This is a genomic window from Pantoea sp. BAV 3049 (assembly GCF_009765445.1).
Taxonomy (GTDB): Bacteria; Pseudomonadota; Gammaproteobacteria; order Enterobacterales; family Enterobacteriaceae; genus Erwinia.
In genome coordinates this window covers 3871931-3885838 of the sequence record NZ_WHOY01000031.1, presented here as the reverse complement: position 1 = coordinate 3885838, position 13908 = coordinate 3871931, and the positions used below count along the sequence as shown (strand labels likewise).

Sequence of the window (13908 nt, the reverse complement as noted above, 5' to 3'; positions counted from 1 at the left end):
AAAAAGTTAGCGCACCAGACAAGGGCGTTTATTGTCGAAGGTCCAGTTTGGTACCAGGAACTGCATCGCCTGCGCGTCGTTACGCGCGCCCAGCCCGTGTTGCAGATACAGCTGATGCGCTTTCATCACCTGATCCATATCCAGCTCCACGCCCAGCCCCGGCTTCTGAGGAACCTGTACGCGGCCACCTTTGATCTGCAATGGCTGGCGGGTCAGGCGCTGATTGCCTTCCTGCCAGATCCAGTGGGTATCAATTGCAGTGATTTTGCCTGGCGCAGCGGCGGCAACGTGGGTGAACATTGCCAGGGAAATATCGAAATGGTTATTGGAGTGAGAACCCCAGGTGAGGCCAAAGTCGTGGCACATTTGCGCCACGCGAACGGAGCCCTGCATCGTCCAGAAGTGCGGGTCCGCCAGCGGAATATCGACGGACTGCAAAGAGAGAGTATGCCCCATCTGCCGCCAGTCGGTGGCGATCATATTGGTGGCGGTCGGCAGCCCGGTGGCACGGCGGAACTCGGCCATCACCTCGCGTCCGGAATAGCCCTGCTCTGCGCCACAGGGATCTTCCGCATAGGCCAGCACGCCGGTCAGCTGTTTACCCAACTCAATCGCCTCGCTAAGCGACCAGGCTCCGTTAGGATCCAGCGTGATGCGCGCCTCCGGGAAACGTTTTGCCAGCGCCGTCACGGCCTCGCCTTCTTCGCTACCGGCCAGCACGCCGCCTTTCAGTTTGAAGTCGTTGAAGCCATATTTTTCGTAAGCCGCTTCGGCCAGTCTGACCACCGTTTCCGGCGTCAGCGCCTCTTCATGGCGCAGGCGATACCAGTCACAGCTGTCATCCGGCTGGCTCTGATACGGCAGGGAAGTTTTGCGACGGTCGCCGACGTAGAACAGGTAACCGAGCATCTCAACGCAATCGCGCTGCTGCCCGTCGCCGAGCAGTGAAGCCACGTTGACGCCCAGATGCTGCCCCAGCAGATCCAGCAGCGCAGCTTCAATCCCGGTCACCACGTGAATGGTGGTGCGCAAATCAAAGGTCTGTGTTCCACGCCCGCCTGCATCACGGTCAGCAAAAGTATTACGCACGTTGCTGAGCAGGTTTTTATATTCACCAATTGAGTGGCCGGTCAGCAACGCCGCAGCTTCTTCCAGCGTCTTACGGATTTTCTCTCCGCCGGGGATTTCGCCCACGCCTGTATGACCCGAATTGTCTTTGATAATGACGATATTGCGGGTGAAAAATGGCGCATGGGCACCACTGAGGTTCAGCAGCATGCTGTCGTGACCGGCCACCGGGATCACCTGCATTTCGGTGATCAGCGGCGTGGCTGTAGCTTGACTCATAACGTTTTCCTTCTGCCTGTCAGGATTCAGCGTCCAAAAGCCGGGCGCTTGCGATCGAATGTCCAGCCTGGGATCAGGTACTGCATCGCGGTGGCGTCATTGCGCGAACCACCGGCCAGCGTTTTATACAGCGCATGGGCTTTCTCAATCTGCGCCCAGTCCAGTTCAACACCCAGTCCCGGTGCAACCGGCACGGCGATTTTGCCGTTGCGGATCTGCAGGGGTTCTCTGGTCAGGCGCTGGTCGCCCTCCTGCCAGATCCAGTGGGTATCAATCGCCGTGGGTTTACCCGGCGCGGCGGCACCCACATGGGTGAACATCGCCAGTGAAATATCAAAGTGGTTATTGGAGTGACAGCCCCAGGTCAGCCCCCAGTCATCACAAAGCTGGGCCACGCGCACCGCGCCGCTCAGCGTCCAGAAATGCGGGTCTGCCAGCGGGATGTCCACCGAGTTGAGCATCACAGCGTGATTCATCTCACGCCAGTTGGTGGCAATCATATTGGTGGCGACCGGCAGGCCGGTAGCGCGCTTGAACTCGGCCATCACTTCACGACCGGAATAGCCCTGCTCTGCACCGCAAGGATCTTCGGCATAGGTCAGGATGCCCTGCATGTCTTTGCACAGCGCAATCGCTTCATCCAGATGCCAGGCACCGTTGGGGTCGACGGTGATCCGCGCATCGGGAAAGCGTTTTTTCATCGCCTTCACCGCCTCAATCTCCTGCTCGCCGGGCAGCACGCCGCCTTTCAGCTTGAAGTCTTTGAAGCCGTATTTGTCCTGCGCCGCCTCGGCCAGCCGCACCACGGCCGCACTGTCCATCGCCTTTTGATGGCGCAGGTGATACCAGTCATGCGCAGCGTGTTCGCCGTTCAGATAGGGCAGATCGGTCTTCTCCCGATCGCCGATATAGAACAGGTAACCGAGCAGCAATACTTCATCACGCTGTTTACCCGGCCCCAGCAGCTCGGCGACCGGAACATTCAGGCACTTGCCCAGCAAATCCAGCAGCGCCGCTTCCAGCGCCGCCACCGCATTCACCCGCAGCTCAAAGGTCCAGGCTCCTTTGCCGAAGGTATCGAAATCCGCCGACTGATTGCCGCGGTGTACCTGCTGCACCAGGCTGTTCATCCGCGCCACTTCCTTGCCTTTTACCTGCGGGATGGCATCAACCAGCGTCTGCCAGATGGTTTCGCCGCCCGGCGCTTCACCCACACCGGTATTGCCTGCACTGTCGGTCAGCACCACAATATTGCGGGTGAAGTAAGCACCATGAGCGCCGCCGATATTGAGTAGCATGCTGTCATGGCCCGCAACCGGGATGACTTTCATATCCGTGATAACAGGACTGCTTTGCGTGTTCATAACTCGTCCTTACAGGTGTTTCAGCTCGATACGTTTGATGTCCTGTACCAGCACCAGATAGCTCAGCACCGCGACAAAGGCGTGGATGCCAACGTAGATCAGTGCACCGTTATACGAGCCGGTGGTGGCGATAATGTAGCCGATAGCGATAGGTGTGATGATGCCCGAGATGTTGCCAAACATATTGAACAGGCCGCCGCTGAGGCCACTGATCTCTTTCGGCGCAGTATCTGCCATCACCGCCCAGCCCAGCGCACCAATGCCCTTGCCGAAGAACGCCAGTGCCATAAAGAACACCACCACCCATTCGGTATCGACGTAATTGCACACCACCATAGAGATCGACAGCAGCATCCCCAGCACGATTGGCGTTTTACGCGCGATGTTCAGCGAGCCGGTTTTGCGCATCAGCCAGTCAGAAATAATCCCGCCGAGCACACCACCGAGGAAACCACAGATGGCAGGGATAGAGGCTACCATCCCGGCTTTCAGAATCGACATGCCGCGCGCCTGAACCAGATAGACCGGGAACCAGGTGATAAAGAAGTAGGTTAAGGCGTTAATGCAGTACTGACCGAGATAAATACCGATCATCATCCTCGATCCGACCAGTTGCCTGATCTGGTACATTTTTTCAGCCCAGCTGACTTTGCGCTCTTCTTTCTTCTGATCCATGTTGATCAGCGCACCGCCCTGCTCCATGTACTCCAGTTCAGCTTTGTTCACGCCGGGATGATCGTTCGGGTCACGGATCACTTTCAGCCAGATGAAACTGAGGATGATCCCCAGTCCACCCATAAACCAGAACACATGCGCCCAGCCCACGGCAGAAACCAGCCAGCCCATGATCGGGGCAAAAATCACCGTGGCGAAGTACTGTGCGGAGTTAAAAATAGCCACCGCGGTGCCTCGCTCCTGAGCCGGGAACCAGGCCGCCACGATCCGGCTGTTACCCGGGAAGGAGGGAGCTTCCGCCAGACCGACCATAAAGCGCAGCATAAACAGCACGGCGATCACGGTGAAACCGTTGAACAGATCGACAAAGCCCTGCAGCAGGGTAAACAGCGACCAGAGGAAAATACTCCAGAAGTAGACGCGGCGGGATCCAAAGCGGTCCAGCAGCCAGCCACCGGGGATCTGTCCGATAACATAGGCCCAGGAGAACGCTGAGAAGATATAGCCCAGACCGACCGGATCCAGACCGATTTCCTTCGACATGGCGGAACCGGCAATGGCAATCGTTGCCCGGTCGCCGTAATTGAAAGAGGTGACGATAAACAGCATCACCACTATCCAGTAGCGAGCATTTGTTCTTTTTTGTACCGCGCTCGCAGTACTGCTGATTGAATTCATGATGCACTCCTGAAATTAAGCCAGGGCAAACTCACTCTAAACTGCATACACATCGCGTTGGGTATCAGAATGATGTTGGATTAAACACAGCGATTAAATTTTCATTAGCAGAAACAGCCAGCGTGGCAATCACTCTTCATGGTCGTCAAAAAGTATAGGAATGGCAGCAGGGGAATACATCGGGAAAACGCCCTGGGAAAATGCTTTAAATCAGGCATTGTTATGGCAGTTGCACAATATCCTGCGGGCTGGTTCACGGAACACTGGCAATCTGCGGAGCCGGTCACACTCTGGAAGCATCTCCCTGTCCTTTGTGAGCGTTCTCACTGATAACTGGTATTACGCCAGAAAATAGGGGCGCTGTTACGGGAATATGTCAGACATCTGCACAATGTTTTTGCCCGACGGCACTTTTATACTGTGAGCAGCAGAATCAGGTCGAAACGTTGGCAAGTCACTCTACGTTTATCAGGGAGAGAAAAACGTCCCCTACACACTTAAGTCAGGACTTGTCGAGCAATGAACATATCAAGAAACGATCCGCCCCTTTATATTCGGGTAAATGAAAACGATAACGTTGCCATTGTGGTGAATAATAATGGCCTGACGGCAGGCACTGAATTTTCCTGCGGGCTGGTGTTAAAAGAACATATTCCCCAGGGCCATAAAGTGGCACTGAGCGATATTGTTAAAGGCGGCAATATTGTTCGTTACGGTGAGATCATCGGCTATGCGGTGCGCGATATTGCCCGTGGAAGCTGGATTGATGAATCTCTGGTGGTGCTGCCGGAAGCGCCTGCTTTGGGCACCCTGCCACTCGCCAGCAACATTCCCCCTGCACTGCCCCCGCTTGAAGGCTACACCTTCGAAGGTTATCGCAATGCGGACGGCAGCGTGGGCACCAAAAATCTGCTCGGCATCACCACCAGCGTGCACTGCGTGGCGGGTGTGGTGGATTATGTGGTGCAGATTATTGAGCGCCAGTTGCTGCCCCGTTACCCGAACGTTGACGGCGTGGTGGCGCTGAACCATCTCTATGGCTGCGGCGTGGCGATTAATGCCCCGGCGGCCGTGGTGCCAATCCGCACCATCCATAATCTGGCGCTGAACGCCAACTTTGGTGGCGAAGTGATGATTGTCGGCCTGGGGTGCGAGAAGCTGCAGCCAGAGCGCCTGCTGGAAGGAACGCCTGATGTCCAGGCGATATCGCTGGGTGAAGAAGATGTGGTGCGGCTGCAGGATGAAAAACACGTCGGCTTCGAGTCAATGGTCAACGATATTCTGCAGGTCGCCGAACGTCATTTGCAGCGCCTGAATCAGCGCACACGTGAAACCGTCCCCGCCTCTGAGCTGATTGTCGGTATGCAGTGCGGCGGCAGCGACGCTTTTTCCGGCGTGACGGCGAACCCGGCGGTGGGCTTTGCTTCCGATTTACTGGTGCGCTGCGGCGCGACGGTGATGTTTTCTGAAGTCACTGAAGTGCGCGATGCGGTGCATTTGCTCACACCACGGGTAGTCAGTAGAGAAGTGGGAGAGCGGCTGCTGGAAGAGATGGCCTGGTATGACGACTACCTCAATATGGGGCAGACCGATCGCAGCGCCAACCCCTCTCCCGGTAATAAAAAAGGCGGACTGGCGAACGTGGTAGAAAAAGCGCTGGGATCGATTGCCAAATCTGGCCGCAGCGCCATTATGGAAGTCCTGTCACCAGGGCAGCGCCCGACAAAGCGCGGGCTGATTTATGCCGCCACTCCGGCCAGTGACTTTGTCTGCGGGACACAGCAGATGGCTTCCGGCATCACCCTGCAGGTATTTACTACCGGACGGGGCACGCCTTACGGACTGGCAGCCATCCCGGTGATCAAAATGGCGACCCGTACCGCTCTGGCTGACAGATGGCATGATTTGATGGACATCAATGCAGGGACTATTGCCACCGGAGAGGAAACTATCGAGCAGGTGGGCTGGAGAGTGTTTGAGCTGATTCTGGATATTGCCAGCGGCCGCAAGGAGACCTGGTCTGACCGCTGGGGGATTCACAATGCGCTGTCGGTGTTTAACCCGGCACCGGTGACCTGACCGACAGGACGCCCCGGCAGCGGAAACCGGGGCGACATACATCAGCCGAGCTGTTTCGCCCACTGGTCAACCCACGGAGAGGTAATCTCTTCCGGCTCCGGGTTTTCAGTTGCATCCACCATCAGCACCTCACCCACACGCTGAGCCGCATGCTCCTGCAGCAGCGCATCAAACTTTTTACCGCCTCCACAAAAATCATCGTAGCTGCTGTCGCCCAGCGCAATCACGCCATAGCGCAGCATGGGCTGGTGTCCCAGCTTATCTTTGATAGCGTGGAACAGCGGCGCGATGCTGTCAGGCAGATCGCCCTGCCCGGTGGTGGAGGTGATAACCAGCGCCACACCTTCGCTGTAGCGCTGCCACTCTTCCAGCGTCGGGTCTTCAAAAATCTTGACCTGATGCCCCTGATCGGCCAGCAGAGGCTCCGCTTCCTCAGCGACCAACAGCGCATTACCGTAAACCGTGCCAACAAAAATGCCTACCTGAGCCATGCTTTTCTCCTTTCCGGGCGCTTATTCTGAGGCACTATCCTGAGGGTAAGCCGGGTCAAACTCAACCCCCGGAAGATGAGGGAGACACGTCTGCCAGCCGAAAGGCGCCATTATTCCCTGCCAGGCCTTATCCAGCCCGGCCCGCAGCAGCAGTGCTTCTCCGGTAACGGGATGAGCCAGCTGCAGCTCACTGGCATGCAGCATCAGACGGTTCATGCCAAAGTTCTGCGCGGCGCTGCGGTTCTGGCGCAAATCACCATGCGCGGTGTCGCCAATAATCGGGTGGCGCAGATGGGTCATATGGCGACGCAGCTGATGTTTTCGGCCGCTCTGCGGTTTCAGCTCCACCAGCGAATAACGTGAGGTCTCGTAACGGCTGACCGGTACCGGCAGTTCGGCGGTTGCCAGCCCACGCCAATGGGTCACCGCTGGCTGCGGGGCTTTTTCGGGATTAGCGAATTTATCGGCAATCTTGTCCAGCTCTTCGGTCAGGGCATAGTCGAGGGTCTCCTCGCCTTCAAGCCAACCCCTGACCACCGCATGGTAAGTTTTCTGCAGCTGGTACTGCTCAAACTGTTCTGACAGCTGGCGGGCAACCTCGCTGGACAGGGCCATCAGCAAAACGCCTGAGGTCGGGCGATCCAACCGGTGAACGGTGAAAACATGCTGGCCAATCTGATCGCGCACCGTCTGCATGACAAAAACTTTTTCATGCCGGTCCAGCCAGCTGCGGTGAACCAGCCAACCCGCAGGTTTATTCACGGCCACCAGCCATTGATCCTGATAAATAATCTCCAGCATCAGGCGTCATGCTCAAAAAGCTGATCCAGCTCGTTCAGGGCGTGCAGGAGTGTGGCACGGGCGGGGATCTCCCCTTCCAGCGCCATTTCATAATAAGGTGCGACGGCCAGTTTGACCGGCAGGGCAGCACCGGCATCCAGCATTGCCTGCATGCGCGGCAGCAACACCCACTGCAGCCACTGTACCGGCATCATGGTATCCACGCAAAAAGGCTCCTGGCTCTCAAAAGCCTCAGAATTCGGTGCGCAGGATTGCCACAGCCCCGCGTCTTGTAATATTTGCTGGATCGCCTGTAAGCGTTCCCGAACCAGCTGTTCACGGCTCATCAGCGCTCTCCTGTCGGTCAAAGAGTTTAATAAAAGGGCCGCAAGCATAGCATTCACGCGCGGGAGAGGTAAAAGTATGGACGAAAAAAAGGGAGCACTGTAATAACAGTGCTCCCGGTTCGTTCGCAGCCATCCAGCTACATTAGTGCTCCCTGCTCATCCTTGATAACTATGTCCCTAAAGTGTTCCCTACAATTTCACCATCTGTGGTGATAGTCCCTTAGCATCCTGGCTCGCTGTCTATTCTGGCAGCTCACATTCTCCGTCCTGGAGGTGTCCCTTAACTCTTCCTGAGATGTTCCCTTTATCTTCGTCCTGAAGACTTTCCCTGCAGCATCTTCCAGATGTGTCCTGACTCAATCCTTAAGCCACAGCATCCTTTCCGATGAGTGCTATTTTGCCCGATTGTCATAAGCAAACAATATGGCTCACAGCTCTTTTTTGATCAAGAAGGGGTTTTTATAAATCCTGTTTTTATCAACATCATGATTTACAATACTTTTCGCAAATAACCCCAGGAATACTCTGTACTTATAAAAGCGATCTCTTACAGGTTATGTAAGAGATGTCTCACAACGGTGCCAGCCCTTTTCCGCATTTACTCCATTAAACGGTGACGGATAAGAGAAATGTTGCCAGATCGCCAGCCAGCACGGTCCGCTTCAGGGTACCGAGCTGTTCCAGCACCACTTCCCCACTCAGATTACAGACCGAGATCACTTCCAGTTCAGAGTCCGTGGTGGCGATAAACAGCGTCGGAGAGTGCTTAAGACGGCGCTTCATCACCAGGTGACCAATCAGGTTTTCCTGCACACGAACAAAATCTTCCTCACTCCAGGTCTGCAGTAAAGTACAGGATTGTCCATTGACGCTGGCAGCCATATCTCCCGCGAACTGTGAAGTGTACCAGGCCACCACGGAGGGCTGGATGCGCAGATCCAGTGCCCGCTCAATGGCCTCCAGATTTTGCGCAAGGGTAAACGGCTGTGGCAGCCAGAACACTTCATCGTCCCCCGTATGCTGCACGCAGGGAGAAGGCACGCCATACAGCTCGCTGCTGGCTGGCGCATGGCCGCTCTTCTGCTGCCAGACCTCACAATAGTGTCGGGTAAATTCAGTCAGTGCGCGGGAAGTCTCTTCAATCATTCTTTTTTCACTCTCTGCTGCCTGGGTTACACTAAGGCTAAGCCCACATTGGGAAACGATTAAGGTAAAACCATGTCTTTAAAGGATCCACATCAGGCGCTCAGCGGTCTGACCCTGGGAAAACCAACAGAATACCACGATATCTACCAGCCCTCTTTGCTGCAGGCCGTGCCGCGCAGTATGAATCGCGAGCCGCTGGGTCTTTTCCCGGAAAGTTTACCCTTTCACGGCGCGGATATCTGGACGCTGTACGAATTGTCCTGGCTGAATGCCAAAGGGTTGCCGCAGGTGGCCGTCGGTGAAGTGACCCTGAACGCCGACAGCATCAATCTGATCGAATCCAAAAGCTTCAAACTCTACCTTAACAGCTTTAATCAGACCCGTTTTGCGGACTGGGGCGAAGTGCGCGCCACGCTGGAGCGGGATCTAAGCGCCTGTGCGCAGGGAGAAGTGAACGTGGCGCTGTTCCGCCTGCAGGAAGTGGAAGGCCAGCCCATCGGTCACTTCAGCGGCTACTGTATTGATGAGCAGGATATCGAAATCGATAGCTACCAGTTCAGCACTGACTATCTGCAGCAGTCCACACAGGCTGAAGTGGTGGAAGAGCAGCTGGTCAGCCATCTGCTCAAATCCAACTGTCTGATCACCAACCAGCCTGACTGGGGCTCGGTGCAGATCAGCTATCGCGGGCCACGTATTCAGCGTGAAGCGCTGCTGCGCTACCTGGTTTCTTTCCGTCACCATAACGAATTCCACGAGCAGTGCGTCGAGCGCATTTTTAACGATATTCTGCACTTCTGTCAGCCTGAAAGTCTGAGCGTTTACGCCCGTTATACCCGCCGCGGCGGGCTGGATATCAATCCGTGGCGCAGCAACGGCGAGTTTAAACCAGGACTTTCCCGCCTGGTTCGCCAGTAATTTGCTCTCTTTTTGCGTAACGTTACGCATAACCAGGCAGCACGCTATTGTTAAACCCCCGCGGACAAAGCTACTCTGAAGGTGGGCGAACGGTTTCCCCCGCCCAGGGACATTCCCTCTCCACGACGAGGTGCCAGTCTGGCTGCCCGTCGGGAGCGATCACCACCCGGATGGGTGTAAAGGAGTTAATTTGATTACCCAAATCAGCCCGTTAGGCTCAATGGATTTGCTGTCCCAACTGGAAGTCGACATGCTGAAACGGACGGCCAGCAGCGACCTTTACCAACTCTTCCGCAACTGTTCTCTTGCCGTACTGAACTCCGGTAGCCAGACCGACAGCAGTCATGAGCTGTTGTCCCGTTTTGAAGATTTCGACATCAACGTGCTGCGTCGCGAGCGCGGCGTAAAGTTGGAGCTGTTGAATCCGCCGGATGAAGCCTTTGTCGATGGCCGCATTATCCGTTCGCTGCAGGCTAACCTGTTTGCCGTTCTGCGTGACATTCTGTTCGTTAACGGTCAGATCGACAGCGCCGACCGCTTCCAGCATCTGAACATTGATGACTCAGTGCATATCACCAATCTGGTGTTTTCCATCCTGCGTAACGCGCGGGCACTGCATGTTGGCGAAGAGCCGAACACCGTGGTGTGCTGGGGTGGGCACTCGATTAATGCCGTTGAATATCAGTATTGCCGTAACGTCGGTTCACAACTGGGCCTGCGCGAGCTGAACATCTGTACCGGTTGCGGGCCAGGGGTGATGGAAGCACCCATGAAAGGTGCGGCAGTGGGTCATGCGCAGCAGCGTTATAAAGAAGGCCGCTTTATTGGTCTGACTGAGCCTTCGATTATCGCCGCTGAGCCGCCGAACCCACTGGTCAATGAGCTGATCATCATGCCGGACATTGAGAAGCGTCTTGAGGCATTTGTGCGTATCGCCCACGGCATCATCATCTTCCCGGGCGGGGTGGGAACAGCGGAAGAGCTGCTCTATCTGCTGGGTATTTTGATGAATCCGCGCAACCAGGATCAGATCCTGCCGCTGATACTGACCGGACCAAAAGAGAGCGCAGACTACTTCCGCGTGATGGACGAATTTATCGTCAGCACGCTGGGTGAAGCCGCCCGCCAGCACTACACCATCATTATTGATGATGCGCCTGAAGTGGCCCGGCTGATGAAAAAAGCGATGCCAAAAGTGAAAGAGCACCGTCGTGAAACTGGCGATGCCTACAGCTTTAACTGGGCTATCCGCATCGCGCCGGATCTGCAGGTGCCGTTCGTGCCGACGCATGAAAATATGGCGAACCTGAACCTCTATCCAGATCAGCCAGCCGAGCAGCTTGCGGCAGCCCTGCGCCGGGCATTCTCCGGCATCGTGGCCGGTAACGTGAAGGATGTTGGCGTGCGGGCCATTAAAGAGAAAGGCCCTTATAAGCTGCATGGCGATCCGGAAATGATGCGCCGCATGGACGATTTGTTACAGGGATTTGTTGCCCAGCACCGTATGAAGCTGCCGGGAACGGCCTACATCCCCTGCTACGAAATCATCAAGTAATCTTCTCTGGAGCGGCAGCCGTGCCGCTCCCCTTCGTGCCTGACTATGACTATTCATTTATTGATTGTTGACGCCCTGAATCTGATCCGTCGTATCCATGCGGTTCAGGGTTCACCGTGCCAGGAAACCTGCGTCCATGCGCTCACGCAGCTGATCCTGCACAGCCAGCCGACCCATGCAGTCGCCGTGTTTGATGATGATGACCGCCGCCAGGGCTGGCGTCACCAGCTGCTGCCGGACTATAAAGCGGGACGCTCGCCGATGCCGGATACGCTGAAAGAGGAGATGCAGCGGCTGCGCGAGGCCTTTGCCGCAGCAGGCGTTCCCTGCTGGCATGCTGCCGGAGAAGAAGCTGACGATCTGGCGGCCACGCTGGCGGCGAAGGTTGCAGCCAGCGGCCACCAGGCCACTATCGTCTCCACCGACAAGGGGTACTGCCAGCTGCTGGCACCCAATATTCTGATCCGCGACTACTTTCAGAAACGCTGGCTTGACGTGCCGTTTATCAGTAAGGAGTTCGGCGTAACGCCTGGCCAACTCCCGGATTATTGGGGACTGGCCGGGATCGGCAGCAGTAAGATCCCCGGCGTGGCGGGTATCGGTGCCAAAAGTGCAGCACAGTTGCTGCAGGAGTTCGGCACGCTGGAAGGGATCTATCAGAACCTGCCCGCAGTCGCGGAGAAGTGGCGGAAAAAACTGGAGCAGCACAGGGAGATGGCTGAGGTCTGCAGACAGGTTGCCACCCTGAAAACCGATCTGGCAATGGAAGGAAATCTGAAGGAGCTGCGGCTGCAGAAATAAGTGGATAATACGGGCTGGTGCAGGGAGAAACTATTGGTCGGGGACGCCATGTGTCACTGGAAGAAACATATGACTCTCTGCCTGGGTTAAATAATCATCAGCCACGCTTTTGCGGCGAAAGTTGAAAGAAGCCGCAAGCGTCAGTGGCAACACCCGTAAAAAAGGCTCCGAAACGGAGCCTTTTAGCATGATAAATCGCGCAGGTTATCGCTCGTCGCGACGACCCGGGGTCGCGCCCCAGAGGCGACGGATATGCACCGTGACTTCTTCGCGATCGTGGTACAGCTGGCGAGCCTGAATCTGGGCATTAATGCCGTTCGCTTTCAGCCTCTCATCAATCATCGCCAGATTTTGCGAAACCTCTTCATAGCGTTTTTTCATTGGCAGCTTCAGGTTGAAGATCGCCTCGCGGCACCAGCCATTCACCAGCCAGTCCGCCATCAGGTTCGCTACCCGCACCGGCTTCTCCACCATATCGCACACCAGCCAGTAGATATTACTGCGCGTCGGACGATACCTGAAGCCGTCTTCCCGGTGATGGAAAACCTGCCCGGTATCCATCAGGCTCGGTGCCATCGGGCCATTATCAATGGCGTGGACCATCATGCTGCGTTTGACTAACTGATACGTCCAGCCGCCCGGACAGGCACCCAAATCCACCGCGTACATACCGCTTGCCAGACGCTCATCCCACTCATCCGCAGGAATAAAGACGTGAAACGCCTCTTCCAGCTTCAGCGTCGAGCGGCTTGGTGCATCAGACGGAAACTTGAGGCGCGGAATGCCCATAAAGAACGGCGAGTTGTTCTGCGGCAGGGAATAGCCGACGTAACAATGGCCCGGCGCAATAAAGAACACGTGTACCACCGGGCGCTTGTTACTCTCGTAATTCAGCAACACCCCCGCGGCGCGAAGGCTGGCACGCAGCGGCACAGTGAACTTCCGGCAGAATTTCAGCAACTCTTTACTTTCGTTAGTGTCGGGAACCTCAACACGCAGTTCGCCGCCCTTCTCCACCACACCTGTCAGCATACCGGTTACCGGAGCCACCCGATCTTCCGGCGGCAAATCACGCAGCAGTTCTCCCACTACGATCATCTGGCGGGAGAAAATCAGCTCGCTGAACGGCAGCTCACTCACCAGTTTCTCCGCCTCTTCCGGCTGATAGCACTCAAACAGTACGTAGCCGGAACTCTCCTTAACCCGCGCAAAGCCAAACACATTGCGGGCTGCAGCTTTCGCAGTGATCTCCGCCGCACACTCTTTCTCAAAACCCTGACGGCAGTAGAGTAAAACTTTATTCATGGCGTTCTGCCTTTTTTTTCAGACGCAGCGCGCCAACCAACATCAAAATCCAGCCCACCAGGAAGCAGGTGCCCCCAATCGGCGTAACATAAACCCACAGCTTCAGATGGGACAGCGCCAGGCAGTACAGACTGCCGCTGAATAACACCGTGCCCAGCGCCAGAAACGCGCTGCTCCAGTAAAACCAGATATTAGCCCGACGCAGCATAGCCGCCGCCATGCCGAGGATTGCCAGAGTGTGGAAGCCCTGATACTCCAGGCCGGTTTTCAGCCAGGCCATTTCAGTCGCCCCCAGCGACTTACTCAGAACATGCGCGCCAAAAGCGCCCAGCATGACATAAACAAATCCGCTGATGGCTGAAAAAATCAGCATTGCACGACTAGACATTCAATCATCCTCAAGGAGTGCATGCGCCGCCTGG

13 protein-coding genes are annotated in these 13908 nt (G+C 56.1%); 4 read left to right on the top strand and 9 right to left on the bottom strand.

Going from position 1 to position 13908, the window contains the following annotated elements:
• Positions 1-6: 6 nt before the first annotated feature.
• The 3 genes from gudD to GSQ70_RS19145 are packed head-to-tail and all read right to left on the bottom strand — an operon-like array spanning position 7 to position 4064.
• Positions 7-1347, bottom strand: a complete 1341-nt coding sequence (gene gudD / locus GSQ70_RS19155; RefSeq protein ID WP_158784021.1) for a glucarate dehydratase — start codon at positions 1345-1347, stop codon at positions 7-9.
• Positions 1348-1373: 26 nt separating this feature from the next.
• The gene (locus tag GSQ70_RS19150; protein WP_158784020.1) at positions 1374-2711 is read right to left on the bottom strand and encodes an enolase C-terminal domain-like protein; all 1338 of its coding nucleotides are present in this window, start codon (positions 2709-2711) and stop codon (positions 1374-1376) included.
• Positions 2712-2720: 9 nt separating this feature from the next.
• Positions 2721-4064, bottom strand: coding sequence for an MFS transporter (locus GSQ70_RS19145; protein ID WP_158784019.1), 1344 nt, complete (start codon positions 4062-4064; stop codon positions 2721-2723).
• 519 nt (positions 4065-4583) lie between these two features.
• Here GSQ70_RS19145 and garD point away from each other — a divergent pair.
• The gene (garD, locus tag GSQ70_RS19140) at positions 4584-6143 is read left to right on the top strand and encodes a galactarate dehydratase (RefSeq protein WP_158784018.1); all 1560 of its coding nucleotides are present in this window, start codon (positions 4584-4586) and stop codon (positions 6141-6143) included.
• Between the two features lie 41 nt (positions 6144-6184).
• Here the strand turns inward: garD and GSQ70_RS19135 are convergent, their stop codons facing one another.
• The 4 genes from GSQ70_RS19135 to syd all read right to left on the bottom strand — a co-directional run bounded on the left by GSQ70_RS19135 (position 6185) and on the right by syd (position 8907).
• Positions 6185-6634: a flavodoxin gene (locus tag GSQ70_RS19135; protein WP_158784017.1), complete on the bottom strand. Its 450-nt coding sequence runs from the start codon at positions 6632-6634 to the stop codon at positions 6185-6187.
• A 21-nt stretch (positions 6635-6655) separates the two neighbouring features.
• On the bottom strand, positions 6656-7435 hold the full coding sequence (gene truC, locus GSQ70_RS19130) for a tRNA pseudouridine(65) synthase TruC (RefSeq protein ID WP_158784016.1): 780 nt from the start codon (positions 7433-7435) through the stop codon (positions 6656-6658).
• Positions 7435-7761, bottom strand: coding sequence for a YqcC family protein (locus GSQ70_RS19125; RefSeq protein WP_158784015.1), 327 nt, complete (start codon positions 7759-7761; stop codon positions 7435-7437). Before GSQ70_RS19125 ends, truC begins: the two co-directional genes overlap by 1 nt.
• Before the next feature lie 606 nt (positions 7762-8367).
• Positions 8368-8907 (bottom strand): SecY-interacting protein, encoded by a 540-nt coding sequence (syd, locus tag GSQ70_RS19120; RefSeq protein ID WP_158784014.1) that lies wholly within the window; start codon positions 8905-8907, stop codon positions 8368-8370.
• Positions 8908-8979: 72 nt separating this feature from the next.
• On the opposite strand from syd, the gene queF reads away from it, so the two are divergent.
• The 3 genes from queF to xni all read left to right on the top strand — a co-directional run bounded on the left by queF (position 8980) and on the right by xni (position 12181).
• Positions 8980-9825, top strand: coding sequence for an NADPH-dependent 7-cyano-7-deazaguanine reductase QueF (gene queF, locus GSQ70_RS19115; protein ID WP_158784013.1), 846 nt, complete (start codon positions 8980-8982; stop codon positions 9823-9825).
• A 190-nt stretch (positions 9826-10015) separates the two neighbouring features.
• The gene (gene ppnN, locus GSQ70_RS19110) at positions 10016-11380 is read left to right on the top strand and encodes a nucleotide 5'-monophosphate nucleosidase PpnN (protein WP_158784012.1); all 1365 of its coding nucleotides are present in this window, start codon (positions 10016-10018) and stop codon (positions 11378-11380) included.
• 45 nt (positions 11381-11425) lie between these two features.
• Entirely contained in the window at positions 11426-12181 is a 756-nt protein-coding gene (gene xni / locus GSQ70_RS19105; protein ID WP_158784011.1) for a flap endonuclease Xni, read from the top strand.
• 204 nt (positions 12182-12385) lie between these two features.
• Here the strand turns inward: xni and rlmM are convergent, their stop codons facing one another.
• On the bottom strand, positions 12386-13486 hold the full coding sequence (gene rlmM / locus GSQ70_RS19100; protein ID WP_158784010.1) for a 23S rRNA (cytidine(2498)-2'-O)-methyltransferase RlmM: 1101 nt from the start codon (positions 13484-13486) through the stop codon (positions 12386-12388).
• A complete protein-coding gene (locus GSQ70_RS19095) occupies positions 13479-13874 on the bottom strand; it encodes a DUF423 domain-containing protein (protein ID WP_158784009.1) in 396 nt (131 codons plus the stop codon). The genes rlmM and GSQ70_RS19095 overlap by 8 nt, the downstream gene beginning before the upstream one ends.
• Positions 13875-13908: the final 34 nt, after the last annotated feature.